This window comes from Rhizobium anhuiense bv. trifolii (assembly GCF_024346605.1).
Lineage (GTDB): Bacteria > Pseudomonadota > Alphaproteobacteria > Rhizobiales > Rhizobiaceae > Rhizobium > Rhizobium anhuiense.
In genome coordinates, this window is sequence record NZ_CP098803.1 from 333,547 (window position 1) to 359,472 (window position 25,926).

The window sequence follows — 25,926 nt, forward strand, 5'->3', positions numbered from 1 at the left end:
AAATTCAGCGCTTGATCGAGGCGAGCGTGACGTGGACGATATGCCTTTCCCAGGCATTGAGATGAGTCGGCTCGATCAGGTCGCGGCCGAAGATCGTCGAAAGCGTGTACTGGTTCGACAGGTAGAAATAACCGAGTGAGGCGATTGTCAGGTAGACATGCAGGGGATCGGCGGTTTCGATGAAGACACCCTGTTTCTTTCCCTGCTCGAGCACTTGAGAAAGCTCGCCGATCAGATGCGAATGCAGTTCCTTGAGCCGGACGGACTGGCGCAGCCAGCGGGCGCGATGCAGATTTTCTGTGCCGAGCAGGCTGAGGAATTCCGGGTGCTGGAGAAAATAACGCCAGGTGAACAACGCCAGTTCGCCGATGCCCTCCTCCGGGCTGCGGTCGCCGATATGAAGCGCGCGCTCGGCGGTACGGATGCCGACATAAGCTTCTTCGAGCACGCGGAGATAGAGCTGCTCCTTGTCGCCGAAATAATGATAGAGCATGCGCTTGTTGGTGCCGGCGCGTTCGGCGATTGCGTCGACGCGGGCCCCGCCCATGCCGTTTTCGGCGAATTCCCGGGTTGCCGCCTCAAGGATCGCGGCGCGCGTCCGCTCCGGATCGCGCTGCGTCGTCCGTTCCTGAGGTGGGCGTCGAGACCTTTTCTTCTCCCCATTCTCCCCGCTGTCGTTCATCGCTCCACCTCCGTCTCGCATGTTGCGCTCATAAGCCTTCGGTGCGAAATTGTAAAAACCGAATTTGCAGGGCTCAAACAGCCGGAGCACGATGTCGCCCGAAACCGCTCACACTTTTCGGCACCACGCTCTGGCCGACACCGCTTGACACACTTGCCGCTTTGCTCGTAGCTTGTAACCAATTAGTTATTTATGCAAGGGTAACTAGTTTCGGAAGCGTGTGGAGGCGCTTCCCTTTGGAGGAGGAAAAAATGACCCTACGTGTAAGCAGACGTAATTTCGTTGCGGGAGGGGCCACGCTCCTTTCGCTCTCGGCGCTTGGAACCAGCGCTTTGGCACAGGAAAAGCGCTTGCGTCTCCTGTGGTGGGGCTCGCAGCCGCGCGCAGATCGTACCAACAAGGTATCGCAGCTCTATCAGTCTAAGAATTCGGGCACGTCGATCACCGGCGAATTCCTCGGCTGGGGCGATTACTGGCCGCGCCTTGCGACCCAGGTCGCCGGTCGCAACGCGCCCGACGTGATCCAGATGGATTACCGCTATATCGTTCAGTATGCCCGGCGCGGCGCGCTTGCCCCGCTCGAATCCTATATGCCGGCCAAGCTCAACCTCGACGATTTCGACAAGGCGCAGATCGAAGGCGGCAGCGTCGACGGCCATCTCTATGGCGTCAGCCTCGGCGCGAATTCGGCCGCCACGGTCCTGAACACCACCGCCTTCAAGGAAGCCGGCGTCGATCTGCCGACGCAGGCGACCACTTGGGAAGAGTTCGCCCGCATGGGTGCGGAGATCACCAAGGCCGGTAAACGCAAGGGCATGTTTGGCATGGCCGACGGCAGCGGCGGTGAACCGCTGTTCGAAAACTGGCTGCGCCAGCGCGGCAAGGCGCTTTATACCGCCGACGGCAAGATCGCCTTCGGCGTGGACGACGCCTCGGAATGGTACGACATGTGGGCCAAGTTCCGTGAGGCCGGCGCCTGCGTTCCCGCCGATGTCCAGGCTCTCGACAAGAACGATATCGACACCAACACGGTCTCGCTCGGCAAGTCGGCTGCCGGTTTTGCCCATTCCAACCAGTTCGTCGCCTATCAGGCAATGAACAAGGACAAGCTGGCGCTGACCAACTATATGCGGATCAAGGCGGATTCGAAGGGTGGCCATTATCGCAAGCCTTCGATGTTCTTCTCGGTCTCGGCCCAGTCGCAAGCGGTCGACCTGGCCGTGGACTACGTCAATTTCTTCGTCAAGAACCCCGAGGCAGCGGTCCTCCTGGATGTCGAACGCGGCATTCCGGAATCGAGCGCCATGCGCGAGGTCGTCGCGGCGAAGCTCGATGAGAACGGCAAGGTTCCGCTGGAATATGTCAGCGGCCTTGGCGATCTCGCCGGCAAATTGCCGCCGCCGCCGCCCGCCGGCGCCGGTGAAGGCGAACTGATGCTGCGTAACATCGCCGAGCAGGTGGCCTTCGGACAGCTATCTCCTGCCGATGGCGGCAAACAGCTTGTCACCGAAATCACGCAGATTCTCGCACGAGGCTGATCCCGTATGAGCAATGCGATGCGCACGCCCGCAGGGGCCATAAATGTGGAAAGATATCAGGGGGCCGTGGCCGAAGGACGTTTCAGGCGTCTCTGGAACGCCAATGCTCCCGGCTATCTCTTCCTTCTTCCATGGCTCATCGGCTTTTTCGGGCTGACGCTCGGGCCGGCCCTGATTTCGCTCTACCTCTCCTTCACCGACTTCGACATGCTGCAGTCGCCGAGGTGGGTGGGAATAGCGAATTACGTGCGCATCGCCACGGCGGATCCGAAATTTTCGGCCGCCATGCACGTCACCTTGACCTATGTCGTCTTCTCCGTCCCGTTCAAACTGACCTTCGCCTTGCTGGTCGCCATGGCGCTGAACCGCGGCCTGCGCGGGTTGCCGATCTATCGCGCCATCTTCTATCTCCCCTCGTTGCTGGGCGGCAGCGTGGCGATCGCCGTGCTCTGGCGTCAGCTTTTCGCCAGCGATGGCCTCGTCAATGCCGCGCTCTCGCATTTCGGCATCGAAGGTCCGAGCTGGATCTCGCATCCGAACTATTCGATCTACACGCTGGTGGCACTGTCGGTCTGGCAGTTCGGCTCGCCGATGATTATTTTCCTGGCTGGCCTGCGCCAGATCCCGCAGGACATGTATGAGGCGGCCAGCCTCGACGGCGCCTCGAAATTCCGGCAATTCTACAAGATCACCCTGCCGCTTCTGACGCCGGTGATCTTCTTCAATGCCGTCGTCCAGACGATCGAAGCCTTCAAGGCCTTCACGCCGGCCTTCATCATATCAGGCGGCACGGGCGGCCCGATCAACTCGACGCTGTTCTACACGCTCTACCTCTATCAGGAAGCCTTCGGCAATTTCCGCATGGGCTATGCCTCGGCGCTTGCCTGGATCCTGGTGGTGATCATCGCGATCTTCACCGCTTTCTCCTTCCTGACCTCGCGTTATTGGGTGCACTACGATGACTGAGATGACCGCTTCCGTCACTGCGGCCAGGCCGCCATCGGATATCAACAAACGCAGCCTGCCGGGGTCGCTCATCATCCACGCCCTGCTGATCGCCGCGTCACTTCTCATGCTCTATCCGCTGTTGTGGATGGTTTCGGCATCGGTCAGACCGGAAAACGAGATCTTCTCCTCGACCTCGCTTATCCCGTCGTCGATCGATCTCTCCTCCTATGCGCGCGGCTGGGTCGGCCTCGATGTCAGCTTTGGCCGGTTCTTCTGGAATTCGCTCGTCATCTCGCTGCTGGTGGTGACCGGCAATGTTATCGCCTGTTCGCTGACGGCCTTCGCCTTTGCGCGGCTGCGTTTTGCCGGCCGGAACTTCTGGTTCGCGATCATGCTCGGCACGCTGATGATCCCCTATCACGTGACGCTGATCCCGCAATATGTGCTCTTCCTCAACCTCGGCTGGGTGAACACCATCCTGCCGCTCGTCGTGCCGAAGTTCCTGGCAAGCGATGCCTTCTTCATCTTCCTGATGGTGCAGTTCTTCCGCGGCATCCCGCGCGAACTCGATGAGGCGGCGATGATGGATGGCTGCAGCGCCTGGCGCATCTACTGGAAGATCATGCTGCCGCTGTCGCTGCCGGTGCTGGCGACGGCCGCCATCTTCTCCTTCATCTGGACCTGGGACGATTTCTTCGGTCCGCTGATCTACCTGAACGACATGAACACCTATACGATCCAGCTCGGCCTGCGCACCTTCGTGGATTCCACCAGCGCATCGGATTGGGGTGGCCTGTTCGCCATGTCGACTCTGACGCTGGTGCCGGTCTTCTTCTTCTTCCTGTTCTTCCAGCGCCTTCTGATCGAGGGCATCGCCACGACGGGCATGAAGCGCTGATGGCGGCAACGGGAAAGAACGAGATGAGCATCAGGACGGTCGCGATTGTCGGCTGCGGTATCGGCCGCTCCCATATCGTCGAGGGTTATCTGCCGCATGCAGACAAGTTCAAGGTCGCGGCAATCTGCGACCTGAATGAACAGCGTCTGGCGGCCGTCGGCGACGAGTTCGGCATCGAACGGCGTACCACCTCCTTCGCCGAGCTGCTCGCCGACGACACGATCGACATCATCGATATCTGCACCCCGCCGGGCATCCATCTGGAGCAGGTGGTCGCCGCGCTCGCCGCCGGTAAACATGTCGTTTGCGAAAAGCCGTTGACCGGTTCGCTTGCCGGCGTCGATACCATCATGGAAGCGGAAAGGAACGCCAAAGGCGTGCTGATGCCGATCTTCCAATACCGCTATGGCGACGGTATCCAGAAGGCCAAGCGGATCATCGACGCCGGTATTGCCGGCAAAGCCTATACGGCCTCGGTCGAAACCTTCTGGCTGCGCAAGCCGGAATATTACGCCGTGCCCTGGCGCGGCAAATGGGCGACGGAACTCGGCGGTGTGCTCGTCACCCATGCCCTGCATCTGCACGACATGCTGATGCATCTCATGGGTCCGGCGGCAAGGGTCTTCGGCCGCGTCGCCACCCGCGTCAACGATATCGAGGTCGAGGATTGCGCCTCCGCCAGCCTGCTGATGGAAAACGGTGCCTTCGTCTCGCTGTCCTGCACGCTGGGTTCACAGGAACAGATGAGCCGGCTGAGGCTGCATTTCGAGAATGTCACTTTCGAAAGCACCCACGAGCCCTACACACCAGGCAAGGATCCCTGGAAGATCATCGCCGCGAATGATGACGTGCAGGAAAAGATCGACCGGGTGGTCGGCGACTGGCAGCCGGTCGCGCCGCGCTTCACCACCCAGATGGGCCAGTTCCATGCCTTCCTCAGCGGTCAAGGACCGCTGCCGGTGACAACGACGGACGCGCGCCGCGCGCTGGAACTCGTCACCGCCATCTACCAGTCTTCCGACAGCGGCGCTGAAGTGCCGCTGCCGGTCGGTCCCGACAGTCCGAAATACGCCGATTGGCGCGCAAGAACGAAGTAACCGGCAAAAGAGAGGTTTTGAGAAGATGGCAACCAGTGTCGTTCTTCAGAAGGTCGAGAAGCGCTATGGCTCGCTGGACGTGATCCATGGCATCGACCTGACGATCGATCCCGGCGAATTCGTCGTTTTTGTCGGCCCCTCGGGCTGCGGAAAATCGACCCTTCTGCGCATGATCGCCGGTCTCGAGGAGATCTCGGGCGGCGCGTTGCTGCTCGACAGCGAGCGCATGAACGAAGTGGCGCCGGCCAAGCGCGGCATCGCCATGGTCTTCCAGTCCTACGCGCTCTATCCTCATATGTCGGTCTATAAGAACCTCGCCTTCGGCCTGGAGACGGCGGGTTACAAGAAGGCCGATATTCAGCCGAAAGTGAAGCGGGCCGCCGAGATCCTGCAGATCGAGAAGCTCCTGGAGCGCAAGCCGAAGGCGCTCTCCGGCGGCCAGCGTCAGCGTGTCGCGATCGGCCGCGCCATCGTGCGCGAGCCGCGTATTTTCCTGTTCGACGAGCCGTTGTCGAACCTCGATGCCGAACTGCGCGTGCAGATGCGCGTCGAAATCTCCCGCCTGCACCGCAGCCTCGGCAACACGATGATCTATGTCACCCATGACCAGGTCGAAGCCATGACGATGGCGGACAAGATCGTGGTGTTGAATTCCGGCCGCATCGAGCAGGTCGGCGCGCCGCTCGATCTTTACAACAACCCGGCCAACCGCTTCGTCGCCGGTTTCATCGGCAGCCCGAAGATGAATTTCCTGAAGGCCCGCATCGAGCAGGTCGGTGAGACCGAAACCAGCATCCATGTCTGCGGCAATTCCGTCCATCTGCCGCGCCGGTTGAAAGGCGCGGTCGGACAGGATGTCACCTTCGGCATCCGCCCCGAGCATCTTTCGCTGACCGAAGGCGCTATCACGCTCTCGACCGTCAATGTCGATCTCGTCGAAAACCTGGGCGGCGCCACCATGCTCTACACCACGACGCCGGACAGCCAGCTTCTGACTGTCGCGCTTGATGGCCAGCAGAAGGTGGAACGTGGCACCAATGTGAAGACCTTCTTCGATCCGGCCCGCTGCCACGTCTTCGATGCCGCCGGCAAGACGATCTAAGCGCTGCTTGACATAGGATCCTCCTCTGCCCATCATTTCGGAAGGGGCTGTAGGGGAATAAGCATGACGCCTGAAGATAGGATTCATGCGCTTGGCATCTGGCAGGGCCCGATCGATATTTCGCCGATAGCAGGCGGCATCACCAACAGGAACTACCTGGTCAGCGATGCCGTCGCGCGTTGCGTCGTCAGGCTCGGCACCGATATCCCGATCCATCACATCAGCCGGCAGAACGAGCTTGCCGCAAGCCGTGCGGCGCATGCCGCCGGTATATCGCCTGCCGTCATCCATCATTCGCCGGGCGTTCTGGTGCTCGAATATATCGAGGCGAGAGCGCTTTCGCCTGATGATATCAGGAGGCCGGAAACGCTCGCCCGGGTCGTGCCGCTGGTGCGCGCCTGCCACCGCGACATCGCCCGGCATTTCCGCGGCCAGGCGATGATCTTCTGGGTCTTTCACGTCATCCGCGATTACGCCGCCAATCTGAAGGCCGCGGGCAGTGCCTATCTGCCTCTGCTGCCGGCGCTGGTCGGCCGGGCTGAGGCGCTGGAAGAAGCGGCAGGGCCTTTCGAAATCGCCTTCGGCCACAACGACCTGCTGGCCGCCAATTTTCTCGACGACGGCAAGCGGCTCTGGCTGATCGACTGGGATTATGCCGGCTTCAACACGCCGCTTTTCGATCTCGGCGGATTGGCCTCCAACAATGAGCTCCCGCAAACGGCAGAACACACGATGCTGGAGACCTATTTCGACCGGCCGCTGACCGATGATCTCAGCAGGCGCTATGGCGCGATGAAATGCGCTTCGCTGCTGCGCGAGACGCTCTGGAGCATGATTTCGGAAATCCATTCCAGCATCGATTTCGACTATGCCGCCTATACGGCCGAAAATCTCGCGCGTTTCGAACGCGCCTATCAAGCCTTTGAACAGGATCAATAAATGACGAGGGAATTACCGAAGACGGCGAAAGCCGTGGTCATCGGCGGCGGCATCATCGGCTGTTCGACAGCCTATCATCTCGGCAAGCTCGGCTGGACCGATACCGTCCTGCTGGAGCGCAAGAAGCTCACCTCGGGCACCACCTTCCATGCCGCCGGCCTCGTCGGCCAGCTGCGCACCAGCGCCAACATCACCCAGCTTCTCGGTTATTCCGTCGATCTCTACAAGCGGCTGGAGGAGGAGACCGGCCTCGGCACCGGCTGGAAGATGAATGGCGGCCTGCGCCTTGCCTGCAACGAGGAGCGCTGGACCGAGGTCCGGCGCCAGGCGACCACCGCCCAGTCCTTCGGCCTCGAAATGCAATTGCTGACGCCGCAGGAAGCATTCGATCTCTGGCCGCTGATGACAACGGACGATCTCGTCGGCGCCGCCTTCCTTCCCACGGACGGCCAGGCCAATCCCTCCGACATCACCCAGGCGCTGGCGAAAGGCGCCCGCATGTCAGGCGTTTCGATCTTCGAGGACACCGAAGTCATCGACCTGGAAATCGACAAGGGAAGGATCCGCGCCGTCGTCACCGCTGAGGGACGCATCGAATGCGAGCGCGTCGTCGTCTGCGCCGGCCAGTGGACGCGCGCCTTTGCCGCCCGCTTCGGCGTCAACGTGCCGCTGGTCTCCGTCGAGCATCAATACATCATCACCGAATCCTTCGGCGTGCCCTCCAACCTGCCGACCCTGCGCGATCCCGATCGCCTGACCTACTACAAGGAAGAAGTCGGCGGCATCGTCATGGGCGGCTATGAGCCGAATCCCATTCCCTGGGCGCAAAACGGCATCCCCGACGGCTTCCACTACACGCTGCTGGACAGCAATTTCGATCATTTCGAGCAGATCATGGAACAGGCGCTCGGCCGCGTTCCGGCACTGGAAAATGTCGGCGTCAAGCAGCTGCTGAACGGCCCGGAAAGCTTCACGCCGGATGGCAACTTCATTCTCGGCGAGGCGCCGGAGCTGAAGAATTTCTTCGTCGGCGCCGGCTTCAACGCCTTCGGCATCGCCTCGGCCGGCGGCGCCGGCATGGCGCTTGCCGAATGGGTGACGAAGGGCGAACCGCCCTATGATTTGTGGCCGGTCGATATCCGCCGCTTCGGCCGTCCGCATTTCGATACCGACTGGGTGCGCACCCGCACGCTCGAAGCCTATGGCAAACATTACACCATGGCCTGGCCGTTCGAGGAGCATTCGAGCGGCCGCCCCTGCCGCAAATCGCCGCTTTACGACCGGCTGAAGGCGCAGGGCGCCTGTTTCGGCGAAAAGCTCGGCTGGGAGCGGCCGAACTGGTTTGCCGATCTCTTCGCCAACGAGGAGCCGAAGGATGTCTACAGTTATGCCAGGCAGAACTGGTTCGACGCCGTCGGCCGCGAGCACAAGGCGGTGCGTGAAGCGGCCGTCATCTTCGACCAGACCTCCTTTGCCAAATTCGTGCTGAAGGGCAGGGATGCCGAGGCAGCGCTCTCCTGGATCGCTTCCAACGATGTCGAAAGGCCTGTGGGATCGCTCATCTACACGCAGATGCTCAACGACAAGGGCGGCATTGAATGCGACGTGACGGTCGCCCGCATCGCCGAGAACGAATATTACATCGTCACCGGCACCGGTTTTGCTACCCATGATTTCGACTGGATCGCCCGCAATATACCGGCAAAGATGCATGCCGAGCTGGTCGACGTCACGTCAGCCTATTCGGTGCTGTCGCTAATGGGACCGAATTCGCGCGCCGTGCTGGAAAAGGTGACGGGCAGCGACGTCTCGAATGCGGCCTTCCCCTTCGGCCGGGTCAGGACCATCGGCATATCAGGCTGCCCGGTGCGGGCGCTGCGCATCACCTATGTCGGCGAGCTTGGTTACGAGCTGCATATTCCCGTTGAATATGCGACGACGGTCTATGACGTGCTGATGGCATCAGGTGGCGAATTCGGCCTGGTCAATGCCGGCTACCGCGCCATCGAGAGCTGCCGCCTGGAAAAGGGCTATCGCGCCTGGGGATCGGATATCGGTCCCGACCATACGCCTGTTGAAGCCGGTCTCGGTTGGGCGGTGAAGATGCGCAAGGCCATTCCCTTCCGCGGCCGCGAAGCGATCGAACGGCAGCTTGCAGGCGGGGTGAACAAGCGCCTTGCCTGCTTTGTTCCCGAAAATGCCGATACCGTGTTGCTCGGCCGTGAAACGATATATCGCGACGGCAAGCGCGTCGGCTGGCTTTCGAGCGGCGGCTTCGGCTACACGCTGGGCAAGCCGATCGGCTATGGCTATGTCCGCAGCCCCGAGGGGGTGACCGAGGATTTCGTCCTCTCCGGCACCTATGAGCTCGATGTCGCGCGGGAGCGTATCCCCTGCAAGGTGTCACTGTCGCCGCTCTACGATCCCGATATGGCGCGTATCAAGGCGTAGCGGGGGAGTCTAGAACAGCGGCAACCTATCGTCCTGGATCAGAATCTCCAGCTTGTCGGAGACATCCTGCGTCCACGCCCGGTGTCCTGTCAAAGCCGCCGGGAAAAGTCCAGGAAGGGTGAAGAGTGCCGCCGAAATCGCCAGACCGGTGCGCGGGACATCGGCGATGAGGGCGGCGATCTCAGCCGCACGGGGATCGCGCAACTCGTAGCGCTCGCCGTTGCCGTGTTCGCCGATCGCATAGCGCATCCACGCCGCAACGGCGATCGCATAGGTCTCCGCCCGGTCGCCATGCGAAAGCGCCTCGCATGCCGGTTCCAGCAGCCGCTGCGGCAGTTTCTGCGTGCCGTCCATGGCGATCTGATAGGTGCGATGGGCGATCGCCTTGTTTGCAAAGCGGGCTATCAATTCATTGGCGTAGGCATCGAGATCGATACCGGGCACAGCGTCGAGCGTTCTCGCAGCCGCATGCATGTGGCGGTAGGCGAGGGCCGCCAGGCCGGCATCGTCCATCACGTCGCGGATGAATTCATAGCCGCCGATATAACCGAGATAGGCGAGCAGCGAATGCGCGCCGTTCAGCATCCGCAGCTTCATCTTCTCGTAGGCGGAGACATCTTCGACCATCAGCGCACCGTGCACCTTTTCCCAGGCCGGCCGGCCATTGGCGAAATGGTCTTCGATGACCCATTGCGTAAAGGGTTCGGTCTCGATCGCCGCCATATCCGTGCGGCCCGTCAGCCGCTCTGCATCGGCATAGGTCGCGTCCGTGCTGGCCGGCGTGATACGGTCGACCATCGTGGAGGGGAAGGGTACATTCGCTTCGATCCAGCGATGCAGGTCGGGATCGATGCGGGAGGTGAATTCCAGCACGAGGCGTTTCAGCACGGCGCCGTTGCTCGGCAGGTTGTCGCAGCTCAGCGGCGTAAAGGGCGCTATGCCCTTCTTCCGCCGGCGTGCCAGGCCTTCGACGAGATAGCCGATGACGCCCCGCGGCGCATGCCGGTTGGCAAGGTCGGCGACAATATCGGGATGCTTCAGGTCGAGGCCACCCGTCGCAGGATCGAAGCCATAGGCCTTTTCCGTCACCGTCATGCTGACGATGCGGATATCAGGGTCTTCGAGCCGCGCCAGCAGGCCGGCCGGATCGCGCGGCGCCACATGCGCCTTCAGGATCGGCCCGATCACCTGCGCCGTCGTGCCTGACGTATCGCGGATCAGCATCGTATAGAGGCCATTCTGGGCAGTCAGATTATCCGCGACGTCAGGCGTGCGCAGGCTTGCCACTTCGATGCCCCAGTCACCGCCCGCGGCCGAGAGCGCATCATCCGTGAAGGGCGCGAAATGCGCGCGGAAGAATGCGCCCGGCCCGAGATGCAGGATGCCGCTCTTCAGCCGGCTGCGGTCATAGGCGGGAAGCTTCGCCGTCGGGGCGAGGCCGGAAAGGGTCTGCAGTCGTTCGCTCACAGCTTGTAGGCCTTCTTCGCATTGCCATAGGAGAGTTCGCCCGCGACGATCTCGGCGTCCCGTTTGGAAATCCGGTGCTCGGCGGCGAGCTGGGCGAGGAAGCGGCAGACTTCGCGGCGCCACACATCATGCCGCGCTGGGATCGACAACAGCGCGCGCGTATCATCGTTGAAACCCGCCATATTGGCAAAGCCTGCCGTCTCGACGACCTGGTCGAGATAGCGCCTTATGCCGTTCGGGCTGTCGTGGAACCACCAGGGCGGGCCGATCATCAGGCAGGGCCAATGGCCGACCATCGGCGCCATCTCGCGCGCATAGGTCGTCTCGTCGAGCGTGAAGAGCAGCACCCTGAGCCCCGGCGCATGGCCGTATTTGGAAAGCAGCGCATTCAGGCCGCCGACCCAGTCCGTGCGTGTCGGGATATCAGCGCCCATATTGGGGCCGCGCGCCGCAAAAAGCCCGCTGTCGGTATTGCGTCGGGAGCCGGCATGGATCTGCATCACCATGCCGTCTTCGGCCGAAAGCCCGGCCATCTCCGTCATCATCAGGCCGCGGAAGAGTTCGGCGTCTGCAGGCGAAAGCGGTCCCTTCAAGGCCTTGTCGAGCAGCGCCTGTTTTTCCGCAAGCGGCAGATCCGCGGTAAAGGCGGTGGGCACGCCATGGTCGGTCGCGGTGGCGCCGAACTGGCGGAAATAGGCGCGCCGGCGGCGATGCGCCTCGACCAGGCCGTCCCAGCGCGTTACGTCGGCGCCGGTGATCTCTCCGAACTTGACGAGATTGTCGCGGAAGCCGACGGCGTCGGGATCGGTGATGCTGTCCGGCCTGTAGGTGGTGCGCACCTTGCCGATCCAGCCGTCCGCCGCCATCTTCTGGTGATGCGCCAGCGGGTCGAGCGCGCCTTCGGTCGTCGCGATCGTTTCGATGCCGAATCGCTGATGCAGCGCCCGCGGGCGGAATTCAGGAAGAGCAAGCTGAGCATTGATATGGTCGTAGAGCGCATCGGCATTGTCTGGTGTCAGCGGCTCGGTGCAGCCGAGCACGGCCGACATCGCATGATCGACCCAGATGCTGGAAGGCGTCCCGCGGAAGAGATGGTAATGCGCGGCAAAGCTCCGCCAGATCGCCCGCCCCTCAGCCACCGGCTTGCCGTCGAGCCGCGGCACGCCGAGTTCGTCCAAAGTGACGCCGACGCTGTGCAGCATCCGGAAGAGATAGTGATCGGGAATGACCAGCAGCGAGGCCGCGTCTTCGAAGGGCTTGTCGTCGGCAAACCAGGAGGGTTCGGTATGCCCGTGCGGGCTGACGATCGGAAGGTTGCGCACTGTCTCGTAGAGGTCTCGCGCGATGGTCCGTGTTGCCGGATCAGCCGGAAAAAGCCGGTCCGGATGAAGAAAGCCGTTCCCTGCATCCATCAGTATTCCTCCCTGGTGGATAAGGGCCTACCCCACAACATCAGGCACGGCAAGGTCTTTTAGTAACCAAACGGTTCAGTTTTGCGCATGGCTGCATTGGGCATGGAAAGCATTGACGAGGTGGCCTATTTCCGCTTTGGGAGAACCATCTGTTCTGCCGGTTTCGGCAAAGGAGGATCGATGTCCGACGAGACGAACCGCATCACCCGGCTGGAAGAAATGCTGGCCTACCAGGCAAAGACGATCGAAGAGCTTTCCGATCAGCTCGCCGAGCAATGGAAGACGGTGGAGCAGATGCGCACCAAGCTCGACCGGTTGACCGAACGCTTCCTGTCGCTGGAGGAGCAGTCGCTGGAAGCTCCTGGTATCACCCGTCCGCCGCATTATTGACGACACGCGGCTGAATGCCGCGTGTCCCAGTGCTTCTTGTATCGTAGATGACCCGGATCAGACGCCGCCGATGCAGAGATATTTCATTTCCAGATAATCGTCGGCGCCGTGACGCGAGCCTTCGCGGCCGAGGCCGGATTGCTTGATGCCGCCAAAGGGCGCCGTCTCCGACGACATCAGGCCGGTATTGATGCCGATCATGCCGTATTCCAGCGCTTCCGCCACCCGCCAGACCTTCTTCAGGTCACCGGCATAGAAATAGGCGGCAAGACCGAATTCCGTATCATTGGCCTGGGCGATAACATCCTCGACCGTCTCGAAACGGAAGAGCGGCGCCACCGGCCCGAAGGTTTCCTCGCGCGCCACCTTCATGCCGCGCGCCACACCGGTCAGCACCGTCGGCGCAAAGAACGTGCCGGCGCCGTCGATGCGCTTGCCGCCGATCAGCACCTTGGCGCCCTTGGCAAGCGCGTCGCTGACATGGTCTTCCACCTTGGCAAGGCCCTGCTCGTCGATCAGCGGCCCGATCAAGACACCCGGCTCGAAGCCGTCGCCGACCGGCATCTCGGCGACCTTGGCGGCGAGCTTGGCCGCAAAGGCGTCATAGACGTTCGACTGGACGTAGAGGCGGTTGGCGCAGACGCAGGTCTGACCTGCATTGCGGTATTTGGAGGCGATCGCGCCCTCGACGGCGGCGTCGAGGTCGGCATCGTCGAAGACGATGAACGGCGCGTTGCCGCCGAGCTCCAGGCTCACCTTCTTGATCTGGTCGGCACACTGCCGCATCAGGATGCGGCCGACTTCCGTCGAGCCGGTGAAGCTGATCTTGCGCACCTTTTCATTGCCGCAGAGCTCGCGGCCGATCGCCGGGCCGTCGACGCCGACGATGACGTTGAAGACGCCTGGGGGAATACCGGCCTGCTCGGCGAGCACGGCAAGGGCGATCGCCGTCAGCGGCGTCTGTTCGGCGGGCTTCGACACCGCGGTGCAGCCGACGGCAAGTGCCGGCGCGATCTTGCGGGCAATCATCGCCGCCGGGAAATTCCACGGCGTGATCGTGCCGACGACGCCGACCGGCTGCCTGATGACGATCATGCGCTTGTCTTGGGAAGGCGCGGGAATCGTCTCGCCGTAGATGCGCTTGGCCTCTTCCGCATACCATTCGATATAGGCCGCGGCATAAAGGATCTCGCCGCGCGCTTCCGGGAACGGCTTGCCCATCTCGGCGGTCAGGATCGCCGCGAGCTCGTCGGCATTGGCGACCATCAGGTCGAACCATTTGCGCAGGAGCGCGCTGCGCTCTTTGGCTGGGCGGGCAGCCCAGGTCGGTTGGGCGGCATGCGCTGCATCGATCGCCGTCCGCGTCTCGCCCGCACCCATATCGGGCAGCGAAGCGAGCAACTCGCCGGTTGCCGGGTTGAGCACGTCGAAAGTCTTCGTGGCATCGCCTGATGTCCAGACGCCGTTGATATAGCCGGCATCGCGCAGCAAGGGCGAGGAGAAGGGAACGTGCCTGGTCAGTGCAGTGGTGAAAGCCATGTCATATCCTCCTGGGGAGTGCGGCTGCCGGTGGCCGGCAGCCATTGAAATCCGGTTCCGGTGCGCTTAGCTGGCCGCGCTCGCTTCCAGTATCGAGGCCTCGAGAATGTCGAGCGCCTCGCCGAGGATTTCGTCCTGGATGGTGATCGGCGCCAGGAAGCGGATGACGTTTCCGTGGGTGCCGCAGGTGAGCAGGATCAGCCCCTTGTCGAGCGCGATCAGCCGCACCCGGTTGGCGAAATCAGCACTCGGCAATCCCGTCGTCCGGTCATTGAATTCGACGGCGTTCATGAAGCCCGGCCCGCGGATATCGACGATCTCGGGCACCGTATCGCGCAGCGATTCCAGTCGCTGCTTCAGCCGGCCTCCGAGCTGGTTGGCGCGGTTGCAGAGATCTTCGTCCTTGATGACGTCGAGCACGGCATGGGCGGCTGCGATCCCCAGCGGATTGCCGCCATATGTGCCGCCAAGCCCGCCCGGCCCCGGCGCATCCATGATCGCGGCGCGGCCGGTGACGGCGGCGAGCGGAAATCCGCCGGCCAGGCTCTTTGCCATCGTCGTCAGGTCGGGCGCCACCTCGTGGTGATCCATCGCGAACATCCTGCCGGTGCGGGCAAAACCGGTCTGCACCTCATCGGCGATCAACAGGATGCCGTGTTGGTCGCAGAGTTCGCGCAGCGCCTTCATGAAGGCACCGGGCGCCGGGTAGAAACCGCCTTCACCCTGGACCGGCTCGATGATGATGGCCGCGACGCGCTGCGGATCGACATCGGCGGCGAAGAGTTTCTTCAGGGCTGCCAGCGACTGGTCGACCGTGACGCCGTGCAGCTCGACCGGAAAGGGAACGTGGAAGACATCGCCCGGCATCGCGCCGAAACCGACCTTGTAGGGCACGACCTTGCCGGTCAGCGCCATGCCCATGAAGGTGCGGCCGTGGAAGCCGCCGCCAAAGGCGATGACCGCCGAGCGGCCGGTTGCCGCACGTGCGATCTTGACGGCGTTCTCGACCGCTTCGGCCCCCGTCGTGACAAAGATCGTCTTCTTCTCGAAGTTGCCCGGCACCAGTGCGTTCAGCCGTTCGGCGAGATGCACGTAGCTTTCGTAAGGCACCACCTGATGGCAGGTATGGGTGAAGCGGTCGAGCTGGTCCTTGACCGCGGCGATGACCCGGGGATGGCGGTGGCCGGTGTTGAGAACGGCGATGCCGGCGGCGAAATCGATGTAGCGGTGGCCTTCCTTGTCCCAGATCTCGGCGTTCTCTGCACGATCGGCATAGATCTGGGTCGTCATGCCGACGCCGCGTGAAATGGCTGCGTTCTTCCGGTCCGTAAGGCTTGTCGCGGTCATCGATGCGCTCCTGCGCTGAAAAGGGGCTTGAGAACTATCTTGCATAAATTCTGCAAGACATGTAGAAAACTCCTACATTTTTCCTGCAAGAAAACAAGTGGGATTTTTTGCTTCAAACATCACGCCTTTTGATGAATGCTCGCGGGCGATTGGAATCAGGGATATTTCGGATGGGTGACAACGGACCTGTGCGCTACAAGGTGGCGGAGGCCGCGCGGCTGGCGGGCGTTTCGGCCTCGACCTTGCGCCTCTGGGAAAGCCAGGGTCTGCTGGTTCCCGGCCGTTCGCAAACCGGCCATCGGCAATACAGCGCCGACGATGTGGCGCGGCTGAAGCGCATCTCCTGGTATCGTGTCGAACGTGGCCTCAATCCCGCGGCAATCCGGGAGGCGCTGGAGAGCGAGGAACCTTCCGCCGATGGCGCCGAGGCGAGCCAGGATTCCGGCATCGGCCGCAAGCTGCGCAGCCTGCGCCATGCGAGCGGCAAGACGCTCGATCAGGTCGCCGGCGACATCGGCGTCACCGCGTCGACGCTCTCGACGCTGGAGCGCACCTCGCAGGGCGTGAGCTTCAAGACGCTGCACGATCTCGCCGAATATTACGGCACCACCGTCTCGCGCCTCTCGGGCGAGGAGCGCGCGGACGTGCCGACGCTGGTGCGCGCCGGCGAATGGCGGACATGGCCGGAAACGACGCCCGGCGTCACGGTGCAGCTCCTCGCCGAAGGCCGCAGGATGATGGACTGCCATCGTTTCGTGCTGGCGCCCGGTGCCGCCAGCGAAGGCGCCTATCGCCACGAGGGCGAAGAATTCATGCATGTCCTGTCCGGCCGGCTGGAACTGGTGCTCGACAGCGATCAGTTCTTCGATCTTGGCCAGGGCGATTCACTTTATTTCGAAAGCCGACGTTACCATTCTTGGCGTAATCGCCATGATGGTGAAACCGTGATTCTCTGGATCAACACGCCGCCGACATTCTGACCGCTGCACGAAGCGGAGATTGAAGATCAAAAGAGTAGAGCGTCCTTTGCGCGTCCGAGAGGACGGGAGGGCTCTGCGGCAGGAAAGCGGTTTCGCATTCTGCACCTTTGCGCTATAGCGCTGCTGCATAATTGCTTAAATCGGCATGGATTTAAGGATAAATTATACAGCCATTCAAAGCGCTACAGCGTCCTTTGCGCGTCTGAAAAGACGCACCGCGCTGTAGAGGATGCATTCGAACGAAAGATTGTCTCATGGCGGCTACCATACGTTATCACGAAGGCGATATTTCCGCGGCCGATGCCGCCCGCTACACTGGCGCGGTCGCGATCGACACCGAAACGCTCGGCCTGGTGCCGCGCCGCGATCGGCTCTGCGTCGTCCAGCTTTCGCCGGGTGACGGCACTGCCGACGTTATCCGTATTGCTGCCGGCCAGAAGCAGGCTCCCAATCTCGTCGCTCTGCTCGAAGACCCCACCCATCAGAAGATCTTTCATTACGGCCGTTTCGATATTGCCGTGCTATTCCATACTTTCGGCGTCACGACGAACCCGGTTTTCTGCACCAAGATCGCCTCGCGCCTGAGCCGGACCTATACGGATCGCCACGGCCTCAAGGACAATCTCAAGGAGATGCTCGACGTCGATATCTCCAAGACGCAGCAATCTTCCGATTGGGCGGCCGCGACGCTGTCCCCGGCCCAGCTCGAATATGCCGCTTCCGATGTGCTTTATCTGCACGCGTTGCGCGACAAGCTGACGGAACGCCTGATCCGCGACGGCCGCTTCGACCATGCGACGGCCTGCTTCGCATTCCTGCCGACCCGCGCCAAGCTCGACCTGCTCGGCTGGGAAGAGGCCGATATCTTCGCTCATAGCTGAGCGATTCATTCTTCGACAGGTGACCAAGGACCGTGGGCATGTTTGCCTGCGGCCGTTATCGATTCGTTAACGCCTCTTTCCTAAAATTCCAGTTAATATTTATGCATTCGATGACGCGAGAATGCGTCATGCGGACAGGAGGATCTGCTGGGATGCAAGGGGACCGGATGAGCGCGGTCCTTTTATAGAGCCTGCTTTCATCGTCACTTTGCGAAAGGAGCATGCCATGTTGACTCCCGTTCGTGCAGCGTCCAATGCAAGCTTTTCGTCCCAAGGCCAGACTGCGGCGATCGTCGCCGGTGGTCTCGGTCGTTCAGTGATTGCCCCCGCGCCTGTCAACGCCGTCGAAGCGGCTGATCTCAATTCCGCCATTGCCGGCAAGCTCAATATTCTGCTTCTGGCCGCGCGCGAGCGTATGGTCGAAGCGCTTTTCGATGTCATCGATGCGGCAGGCCGCTCGATCTCGCTGGATCGCGGCGAGGACGAGACCAATCTTGCCTTTGCCTCCCGGCTTGCCGATGCCATCCGGCGGCTGCCGGCTGTCAGGATCGACGAGGTCGAGCGCCAGCTGACCGATGAGGGCCATAGCCTGCCGTTGCGGATGATCGCCGAAGCCCTGAAGAACCCGGCAGGCCCGGAAGCAGCCCGCATCGTCGCCTATCTGGAAATCATCCGCTACAAGGATCGCGACCTCGCCGCCCGCGCCGTCGTCCGCTCTTATGGCCAGAACGACGCTTCGCCGATGCGCGCCGAAACCCGTCCCGAGATCCAGCTGCATGAGGACAGCCTGCCTGCCGCCATGCGCCAGCCTGCGGAAAAGGCGCCTGTGCAAGCCGATCCGCTGATCGAGGCCGCAACTTCGGCGACTGCCGAGGAAGCGGTCATCGCCGAAGCTGTGGAAGCTGCCGATCCGGAAACGCCGCAGGCTGCAAACCGGGCTCAGTCCGCCCCGGCGACGACAAGCGAGGTAGCACCGAAAAAATCGGCGCCGCAGGAGATCGAAGACCGGCAACCGCTGTCGACGAATGCCGCAGCGGCCGACGACGCGCAGGAAACGCCGGCGCCGCCTGCCATCCAACCCCACGCGACATCGGAAAAAGTCGATCCTGTCATTCCGAAGAACTGGACAGGCATTGTCGCCTCCATGACCGGAGAAGCCTCCGAGATGATCGCCACCATCATCCGCGAGCAGGACGTCGAAGCCCTGCTGGAGGATGTCCCCGTCGAGGCGGCGGTGGAGATCGATACGATCCTCGATGACGCCGTGATCAGCGATGCGACCGAGACCTTGACCCGGCAGCCGGCCGAATTCGTCGCTCCCGATGCTCGCCAATCCGCAGCGCTCCACCCCTCGCAGATGGATATCGAGAGCGCGGTCGCGGTCGCCCGTCAGCCGAAAGAAATCTCCGCGCAACCGCAAATCATCCCGATGTCCGAGACCGTCGAGGCTTCCTATATGCCGCTGGCGGCAAAGATGCCGGAGGGGTTTGCCTATGCCCAGCTGCCTTACCAGTTCGCCAAGGATACGCCACCGAACGAGACGGCAGGCGAAACGCATCACCAGCATCAGCACCATCGCGACGACGCGTCCGAGGATCAGCAGCAGGCGCAGTCCGGTGGCGAGGATGCCGAGCCTGATGCCGAAGAAACCGAGGCAGCGCCCGGGCGAAGAACGCCAAGGATGATCGATGCCGAGCCGTCCGTTTATCAGGCAGGCACGGCTGCCGACCCGGTCTATGCGCTCTATCAGCGCATGGTCGGCTGGGAATAAGATTTCTATCGCCTGAAAATGAAGAACCCGCCGGATCGCTCCGGCGGGTTCTTCAATTCAGAGGCGGATGCGAGGCTTATTCGCCGCCGCGGTTCTTCAGGGCTGCGCCCAGGATGTCGCCGAGCGAAGCGCCGCTGTCGGACGAACCGAACTGGGCGACGGCTTCCTTCTCTTCCGCAATCTCCAGAGCCTTGATGGACAGCATGATCTTGCGGTCCTTCTTGGAGAAGTTGGTGACGCGGGCATCGAAGACCTGGCCGACCGAGAAGCGCTCGGGGCGCTGCTCGTCGCGGTCGCGAGCGAGGTCGGCGCGGCGGATGAAGGAAGTGATGTCCTCGTGGTTGACGAGCTTCACTTCGACGCCGCCGTCGTTGACTGCGATGACTTCGCAGGAAACGACTGCATTCTTGCGCAGGTCGCCCGATGCAGCGGCTTCGCCGACCGCATCCTTGCCGAGCTGCTTGATGCCGAGCGAGATGCGTTCCTTCTCGACATCGACGTCGAGAACGACGGCCTTGACGACGTCACCCTTGTTGAACTCCTCGATGACCTGTTCGCCCGGACGGTTCCAGTCGAGGTCGGAGAGGTGCACCATGCCGTCGACATCGCCGTCGAGGCCGATGAACAGGCCGAATTCGGTCTTGTTCTTGACTTCGCCTTCGACTTCAGTGCCGGCCGGATGGCTGCGGGCGAATGCTGCCCACGGATTTTCCAGCGTCTGCTTGAGGCCGAGCGAGATACGGCGCTTGGACGGATCGACTTCGAGAACGACGACTTCGACTTCCTGGCTGGTGGACAGGATCTTGCCGGGGTGAACGTTCTTCTTGGTCCAGGACATTTCCGAGATATGGATCAGGCCTTCGATGCCCGGCTCCAGCTCGACGAATGCACCGTAGTCGGTGATGTTCGTGACGGTACCGGAAATCTTCTTGCCTTCCGGATACTTGGCCTGGATGCCATCCCACGGATCGCTCTCGAGCTGCTTCATGCCGAGCGAGATACGGTGGGTTTCCTGGTTGATGCGGATGATCTGAACCTTGACCTGCTGGCCGATGTTCAGGATTTCCGACGGATGGTTCACACGGCGCCATGCCATGTCGGTGACGTGCAGCAGGCCGTCGATGCCGCCGAGGTCGACGAACGCACCGTAATCGGTGATGTTCTTGACGACGCCGTCGACAACCTGGCCTTCTTCGAGGTTCTGAACGATTTCAGAACGCTGTTCGGCACGGGATTCTTCCAGAACCGTACGGCGCGAAACCACGATGTTGCCGCGGCGCTTGTCCATCTTGAGGATTTCGAAGGGCTGCGGGTTGTGCATCAGCGGAGTGACGTCGCGGATCGGGCGGATATCGACCTGCGAACGCGGCAGGAAGGCGATCGCACCGTCGAGGTCGACCGTGAAGCCGCCCTTGACCTGGTTGAAGATCACGCCTTCGACGCGCTCGCCGGCTTCGAACTTGGCTTCGAGCTTGATCCAGCTTTCTTCGCGGCGAGCCTTCTCGCGCGATAGAACGGCTTCGCCAAGCGCGTTTTCGATGCGCTCGACATAAACTTCGACTTCGTCGCCGACCTTCAGCGAACCGTCCTTGGCGCGTGCGCCGAATTCCTTGAGCGCGATGCGGCCTTCAACCTTGAGGCCGACGTCGACAACGGCGACGTCCTTCTCGATGCCCGTGACGATGCCCTTGGTGACATAGCCTTCGGCCAGGTCGTTCTTGGCAAAGGACTCTTCGAGAAGAGCCGCGAAATCCTCGCGGGAGGGGGTAGCTACTGACATAAAATCTCCTGCGTGCCCTAAACGGAAGCGGACACGTATGCGCCGGTTGGTTTGCGTTGAACGGGCCTGAACCCAGTCCGCCCTCTCTCGAAGGCAATCCGGCGCTTGGACGGAATTTCAGGCTGCTGCATTAGAAGCGATCCGTGCTCAGAGCACGCAAAATCGCTTGAATTTAGGCATTTCGGCTCAAGACCGCATCGATGATCGATTGAGCGGCATGAAACGCGGCCTCTATACTCATTTCCGACGTATCAAGCAAGTGCGCATCGACCGCTGGTTTCAAAGGGCTGTCGGCCCGTCCCATGTCACGTTCGTCGCGCCGCTTGACGTCCTCGAAAATCGCATCGAAATCCGCCGTCGCCCCCTTGCCGAGGATCTCGTCGTAGCGGCGTCTCGCGCGAACCTCGGGCGACGCCGTCACATAGAGCTTCACTGGCGCATCGGGGCAGACGACCGTGCCGATATCGCGCCCGTCGAGCACCGTCCCCGGCGCTTTCGCCGAAAACCGCCGCTGCGCCTCGACCAGCGCCCGGCGCACCGCCGGCATGACGGCAATCTTCGAGGCGGCTTCGCCGATCTCATGTTTGGAAAGTATATCGCGATCCAGTCCGGCGAGTTCAACCTCGCGCGCGATCTTTTCCGCCACCGCCTCGTCGTCGAGCGGCAGGCCGGCGTCGAGCAGCGCCTTGGCCGTGGCGCGATAGGTGAGGCCGGTGTCGAGATGATGGAAGCCATATCGCTCGGCGATAAGGCGCGAAAGCGTACCCTTGCCGGCCGCCGCCGGGCCATCGATGGCGATGATGAAAGTCTTGGTTGTCATGCGATCAATCCTGCGGCAGCGCATGGGAACGGCAAATGAGATCGTCTTTGCGGAAATGCGGGGCGTTGGTCCATCACTGCGGCACCTCCTCGATCTTTGCTCCAAGGCCGGCCATCAGCTGCATGAATTCCGGAAAGCTGGTCGCGATCATCGCCGCGTCGTCGATCGTCACAGCATGCTCCGATGCAAGCCCCAGAACAAGGAAGCTCATGGCGATGCGATGGTCGAGATGCGTGCTGACCTTGCTACCTCCAGCGCTGCCGAGGCCCTTGCCGTCCGGCCGGCCGCGGACGATCAGAAAATCCTTGCCTTCGTCGCAGTCGACGCCATTCAGCTTCAGGCCGTCGGCGACGGCGGAAAGGCGATCGGATTCCTTGACGCGCAGTTCCTCCAGCCCCTTCATCACGGTCGTGCCCTCGGCGAAACAGGCAGCAACCGCGAGGATGGGATATTCGTCGATCATCGACGGCGCCCGTTCTTCGGGAACGGCCACACCCTTCAGCTCGGAATGGCGCACGCGCAAATCCGCCACGTCCTCGCCGCCGGCAAGACGCGCATTCAGCACCTCGATGTCGGCCCCCATCTCCTGCAGTGTCAGGATCAACCCCGTGCGGGTCGGGTTCATCAGCACGTTGACGATGGTGATATCGGAGCCGGGCACGATCAGCGCCGCAACAAGTGGGAAAGCGGTGGAAGACGGATCGCCGGGAACGTCGATCACCTGGCCCGTCAGCCGGCCGCGGCCTTCGAGCCGGATCGTGCGGATGCCGTCCGCGTCGGTCTCGACGGCAAGGGCGGCGCCAAAGCCCTGCAGCATCTTTTCGGTATGGTCGCGCGTCATTACCGGCTCGATGACCGTGGTGATGCCAGGCGTATTGAGACCGGCAAGCAGGACGGCCGATTTCACCTGGGCGGAGGCCATCGGCACGCGATAGAGGATCGGGCTTGGGGTTCCCGGGCCTCGCAGCGTCACCGGCAGCCTGTCGCCCTCCGATGCGCTGACCTGCACGCCCATGTCGCGCAGCGGATTGAGCACGCGGCCCATCGGCCGTTTCGAAAGTGAGGCGTCGCCGATGAAGGTGGAGTGAAAGTCGTAAGTGCCGACGAGGCCCATGGTCAGCCGCACCCCGGTGCCGGCATTGCCGAAATCGAGCGGCGCGTCAGGCGCAAGCAGCGCACCATTGCCGGTGCCCTCGATCACCCACTCTTCGCCTTGCTTGCGAATCCTGGCGCCCATCGCCTGCATCGCCCGGCCGGTATTGATCACATCCTCGCCTTCGAGCAGGCCGGTGATCCGCGTTTGCCCGGAAGCAAGCCCGCCGAACATGAAGGAACGATGCGAGATCGATTTATCGCCCGGAATGCGGACGCGGCCCGTAAGGCCGGCGGATTTGCGGGCGGTGGCGGGCCTGGGCGCAGAGCCGTGAAGCATGGCGCAATCCTTTGCAAACGCAGTCTATTTTTACAGCAGGACACGCTTGGCCGGTCGCAATCCTCGCCCGGTTCTGTGGCTGCCGCGGCTCGTTAACATAAACGCGCCGGGCGGTCATCCGTCGGCGCGGGGAAAACCCCGCAGGGCGTTCATAAAGTTTGGCTTTGACATGGGAAGCCACAGCGATTAAGGGGACCGGCTTATAAATTCCGATGGAACGCCGGCTTGATCGGCATTTGCCGAATCTCGAATTCGGTCATTCTCACGAGGCTTATAGTGGCGAAAGCGGAACTTGGAACCAAGCGTACCGATCCGGAAACCGGCAAGAAGTTTTATGATCTGAACCGGGATCCGATCGTCTCTCCTTATACCGGCAAGTCCTACCCTCTGTCTTTCTTCGAGGAAACCTCGGCGATCGCCGAAGTTGCCGAGGAAGACGAGGTGGCGGAAGTCGATACTGAAAACACCGAAGTCGAACTGGTTTCGCTTGAGGATGCCGATGACGCCGCCTCTGGCGACGACATCCCGGATATCGGCGATGACGATGTTGAAATCGAAGGCGACGACGACGACGATACCTTCCTCACGCCTGACGAAGACGATGACGATGATGACATGAGCGACATCATCGGCGTGACCGGCGACGACGACGAAGTTTGACGATTGCATTTCGGCCCGGCGAGGAAAAAATTCTCCGGGCCGGATTTTTTAGGCTTGCTATCTCCGGAAACCGGAAGTAATAAGCCGCCACTCCGCAGGGCACGCCCTGAGGAGCATCCCAGGACCGGCCCTGCGCCGGACCACCTTGATGGGGCTATAGCTCAGCTGGGAGAGCGCTTGCATGGCATGCAAGAGGTCAGCGGTTCGATCCCGCTTAGCTCCACCAAACTCGTTAGCCAACCGATCTTCAATGTAAAGCTGTGGCCCGTAGGGCTTTGTTCCATTCAACCGAAGGGAACGGACCATCGAACCCTGGATCTAACAGCTAGGCTGCGGCTGACTCCCTTGGCAGGATCGAGGCTCCGGCCGATCGCCGATCTTCACGCGGCCTCTGGGCAGAAGTCCGAGAAGCCGAACATCGACGTCTGCAGTCCGTCGGGAAACAATATGCCGTTGAGGAGAGAGACGGCTTTCTCGCTTCGATGGCTGGCGAGCGAATAATAGATCGTTTGCGATTCGCGGCGCGCCTTGACGACCTGCTGACGTTTCAGCACGTTCAGATGGTGCGATAACGCCGACTGGCTGAGCCCGACACTTGTGGCGAGCTCCGTGGCTGAGATCTCACCCTTGGCCAGCCTCCGCAGCACCGATAAACGGCTGGCATTGGCGAGCGCGGAAAAATAGTCCGCCAGTTCACGGTCATTGACGATCATCGCCTGCCTCCTCTGGACACGAATGTACATTAGCGGCGCGCAAGACAGGCTCATTGACCTAACGCAAATCTCATAGCGAGAAGGCCGCGCTTGGCATGATGTATTCGCGGTATCCTTGGTGCCGTCAAAATGCACTGAGGGTCAGCGCGGCCGAGAACACCAGCAGGGTTGCGGATCCGCATCGCCGGGCCAGCAACGGCATTTCCTTTTCGCTTCCAAGAACAATTCTGCCTGTCGACAGCCAGATCAAGGATGCGAAAAGGACGACGAAGGCGAGCGCCGCGGTGGCGTCTATCCCAGACACCTCCTGCGCGGAGGGCATCATCGTAAGCCCGATGATAAGCGCCTTGGGATTCAACAGCGTCGTGATCGCCAACTGCCGTACTGTCACAACCTCGGTGGGACTGGATCCGGAGCCCCAGAGCCGTAGCGCGAGGTAGAATACCCAGGTTGCTGAGGCAAGCTTGACACCTTGCGCGACCAGAGGGTGCTGGTGGAGAAAAGGACCGGCCAGGCCGGACGCCGGAACGACAATGGCAAGATAGGCGGCGACCACCGTACCAAGCAGCATGATCGCGCGCCCGGCGGTCAGACCCTGAGAGGCCATCGCCAATATCGCGTTGGTCGGCCCAGGCAAAATGAGAAGCGCAAAAACGCCGGCTGCGAAAGGGAAGAGATGCACTGCTTTGGTCCCTCGGTTCCGTCCGCTTTTTGCATGGTCAGCCACGTCAGTCGTTGACAAAGATCAGTCCGCGGCCGGAACATTCTCGTGGCCTGGCCGTTGGCATGAGCTAACTCTGAGGTGCCGCCATGCCTCGCATGATCAGCTTCATACTCACTCGATTGGCCACGGGCTTTGCAATTGGATGCGCCACAGGATTCCTGGTCTGGCAGAACGGTTTTTTGTCCTCCAGCGCCGCGGCAGGCACTCTTGAGAATTACCTTGCCCAAGGGCTGTTCATGTATCTCTTCGCGAGCACAATAAGCATGGGCTACCTGTCCACAGCTCTTCTGCTGGAAGAGGATTAGCCGCTTAATCCCCATCAAAAGACCCCCGGCTTTTGTCGCGGTGTCCGATA

At 61.7% G+C, this 25,926-nt stretch carries 23 protein-coding genes and 1 tRNA gene; 14 read left to right on the plus strand and 10 right to left on the minus strand.

The window, feature by feature from the left end; all coding sequences use genetic code 11:
- Positions 1-4: 4 nt before the first annotated feature.
- Positions 5-682, minus strand: coding sequence for a TetR/AcrR family transcriptional regulator (locus tag NE851_RS10175; protein ID WP_127431870.1), 678 nt, complete (start codon positions 680-682; stop codon positions 5-7).
- Between the two features lie 251 nt (positions 683-933).
- On the opposite strand from NE851_RS10175, the gene NE851_RS10180 reads away from it, so the two are divergent.
- From NE851_RS10180 to NE851_RS10210, 7 genes are all read left to right on the plus strand, one after another.
- Positions 934-2,220, plus strand: a complete 1,287-nt coding sequence (locus NE851_RS10180) for an ABC transporter substrate-binding protein (RefSeq protein WP_029733086.1) — start codon at positions 934-936, stop codon at positions 2,218-2,220.
- A gap of 6 nt (positions 2,221-2,226) precedes the next feature.
- On the plus strand, positions 2,227-3,186 hold the full coding sequence (locus tag NE851_RS10185; RefSeq protein ID WP_028758429.1) for a carbohydrate ABC transporter permease: 960 nt from the start codon (positions 2,227-2,229) through the stop codon (positions 3,184-3,186).
- Complete coding sequence (locus NE851_RS10190; RefSeq protein WP_028757923.1) at positions 3,179-4,066, plus strand: carbohydrate ABC transporter permease; 888 nt, start codon at positions 3,179-3,181, stop codon at positions 4,064-4,066. Before NE851_RS10185 ends, NE851_RS10190 begins: the two co-directional genes overlap by 8 nt.
- Positions 4,066-5,163, plus strand: a complete 1,098-nt coding sequence (locus tag NE851_RS10195; RefSeq protein WP_028757924.1) for a Gfo/Idh/MocA family protein — start codon at positions 4,066-4,068, stop codon at positions 5,161-5,163. The genes NE851_RS10190 and NE851_RS10195 overlap by 1 nt, the downstream gene beginning before the upstream one ends.
- A gap of 25 nt (positions 5,164-5,188) precedes the next feature.
- A complete protein-coding gene (locus NE851_RS10200; RefSeq protein WP_029868036.1) occupies positions 5,189-6,265 on the plus strand; it encodes an ABC transporter ATP-binding protein in 1,077 nt (358 codons plus the stop codon).
- A gap of 63 nt (positions 6,266-6,328) precedes the next feature.
- Positions 6,329-7,204, plus strand: coding sequence for a phosphotransferase (locus tag NE851_RS10205; protein WP_183845621.1), 876 nt, complete (start codon positions 6,329-6,331; stop codon positions 7,202-7,204).
- A complete protein-coding gene (locus NE851_RS10210) occupies positions 7,205-9,655 on the plus strand; it encodes a GcvT family protein (protein ID WP_028757927.1) in 2,451 nt (816 codons plus the stop codon).
- A gap of 9 nt (positions 9,656-9,664) precedes the next feature.
- On the opposite strand, the gene NE851_RS10215 is transcribed toward NE851_RS10210, so the two are convergent.
- Positions 9,665-11,122, minus strand: coding sequence for a mannitol dehydrogenase family protein (locus NE851_RS10215; protein WP_047619818.1), 1,458 nt, complete (start codon positions 11,120-11,122; stop codon positions 9,665-9,667).
- A complete protein-coding gene (uxaC, locus tag NE851_RS10220) occupies positions 11,119-12,534 on the minus strand; it encodes a glucuronate isomerase (RefSeq protein ID WP_029868032.1) in 1,416 nt (471 codons plus the stop codon). Before uxaC ends, NE851_RS10215 begins: the two co-directional genes overlap by 4 nt.
- Positions 12,535-12,714: 180 nt before the next feature.
- Between uxaC and NE851_RS10225 the strand changes: the two genes are divergently transcribed.
- Entirely contained in the window at positions 12,715-12,924 is a 210-nt protein-coding gene (locus NE851_RS10225; RefSeq protein ID WP_028757154.1) for a SlyX family protein, read from the plus strand.
- Between the two features lie 57 nt (positions 12,925-12,981).
- Here the strand turns inward: NE851_RS10225 and NE851_RS10230 are convergent, their stop codons facing one another.
- Together NE851_RS10230 and NE851_RS10235 are read right to left on the minus strand one after the other, a co-directional pair.
- The gene (locus NE851_RS10230) at positions 12,982-14,463 is read right to left on the minus strand and encodes an NAD-dependent succinate-semialdehyde dehydrogenase (RefSeq protein WP_047619844.1); all 1,482 of its coding nucleotides are present in this window, start codon (positions 14,461-14,463) and stop codon (positions 12,982-12,984) included.
- Between the two features lie 66 nt (positions 14,464-14,529).
- Complete coding sequence (locus tag NE851_RS10235) at positions 14,530-15,810, minus strand: 4-aminobutyrate--2-oxoglutarate transaminase (RefSeq protein ID WP_028757152.1); 1,281 nt, start codon at positions 15,808-15,810, stop codon at positions 14,530-14,532.
- Between the two features lie 170 nt (positions 15,811-15,980).
- Here NE851_RS10235 and NE851_RS10240 point away from each other — a divergent pair, with 170 nt between their 5' ends.
- The 3 genes from NE851_RS10240 (at position 15,981) to NE851_RS10250 (ending at position 19,442) form a co-directional block, all read left to right on the plus strand.
- On the plus strand, positions 15,981-16,790 hold the full coding sequence (locus NE851_RS10240; RefSeq protein WP_028757151.1) for a MerR family transcriptional regulator: 810 nt from the start codon (positions 15,981-15,983) through the stop codon (positions 16,788-16,790).
- A 254-nt stretch (positions 16,791-17,044) separates the two neighbouring features.
- Entirely contained in the window at positions 17,045-17,671 is a 627-nt protein-coding gene (locus NE851_RS10245) for a ribonuclease D (protein WP_028757150.1), read from the plus strand.
- 226 nt (positions 17,672-17,897) lie between these two features.
- Positions 17,898-19,442: a hypothetical protein gene (locus tag NE851_RS10250; protein WP_254960189.1), complete on the plus strand. Its 1,545-nt coding sequence runs from the start codon at positions 17,898-17,900 to the stop codon at positions 19,440-19,442.
- A gap of 76 nt (positions 19,443-19,518) precedes the next feature.
- Here NE851_RS10250 and rpsA read toward each other — a convergent pair whose 3' ends face one another.
- The 3 genes from rpsA to aroA form a co-directional block, all read right to left on the minus strand.
- Complete coding sequence (gene rpsA, locus NE851_RS10255; protein ID WP_028757934.1) at positions 19,519-21,222, minus strand: 30S ribosomal protein S1; 1,704 nt, start codon at positions 21,220-21,222, stop codon at positions 19,519-19,521.
- A gap of 172 nt (positions 21,223-21,394) precedes the next feature.
- A complete protein-coding gene (gene cmk, locus NE851_RS10260) occupies positions 21,395-22,042 on the minus strand; it encodes a (d)CMP kinase (RefSeq protein WP_183906587.1) in 648 nt (215 codons plus the stop codon).
- Positions 22,043-22,115: 73 nt separating this feature from the next.
- Complete coding sequence (gene aroA / locus NE851_RS10265) at positions 22,116-23,474, minus strand: 3-phosphoshikimate 1-carboxyvinyltransferase (protein ID WP_183906586.1); 1,359 nt, start codon at positions 23,472-23,474, stop codon at positions 22,116-22,118.
- Between the two features lie 276 nt (positions 23,475-23,750).
- On the opposite strand from aroA, the gene NE851_RS10270 reads away from it, so the two are divergent.
- Both NE851_RS10270 and NE851_RS10275 read left to right on the plus strand, forming a co-directional pair.
- Positions 23,751-24,134 (plus strand): TIGR02300 family protein, encoded by a 384-nt coding sequence (locus NE851_RS10270; protein WP_028757143.1) that lies wholly within the window; start codon positions 23,751-23,753, stop codon positions 24,132-24,134.
- A gap of 150 nt (positions 24,135-24,284) precedes the next feature.
- A tRNA-Ala gene (locus tag NE851_RS10275) sits at positions 24,285-24,360 on the plus strand.
- A 154-nt stretch (positions 24,361-24,514) separates the two neighbouring features.
- Here NE851_RS10275 and NE851_RS10280 read toward each other — a convergent pair.
- Complete coding sequence (locus NE851_RS10280; RefSeq protein WP_028757144.1) at positions 24,515-24,847, minus strand: ArsR/SmtB family transcription factor; 333 nt, start codon at positions 24,845-24,847, stop codon at positions 24,515-24,517.
- A gap of 124 nt (positions 24,848-24,971) precedes the next feature.
- Positions 24,972-25,529: a threonine transporter RhtB gene (locus NE851_RS10285; RefSeq protein ID WP_028757145.1), complete on the minus strand. Its 558-nt coding sequence runs from the start codon at positions 25,527-25,529 to the stop codon at positions 24,972-24,974.
- A 128-nt stretch (positions 25,530-25,657) separates the two neighbouring features.
- Between NE851_RS10285 and NE851_RS10290 the strand changes: the two genes are divergently transcribed.
- The gene (locus NE851_RS10290) at positions 25,658-25,876 is read left to right on the plus strand and encodes a hypothetical protein (RefSeq protein WP_210304419.1); all 219 of its coding nucleotides are present in this window, start codon (positions 25,658-25,660) and stop codon (positions 25,874-25,876) included.
- Positions 25,877-25,926 lie beyond the last annotated feature (50 nt).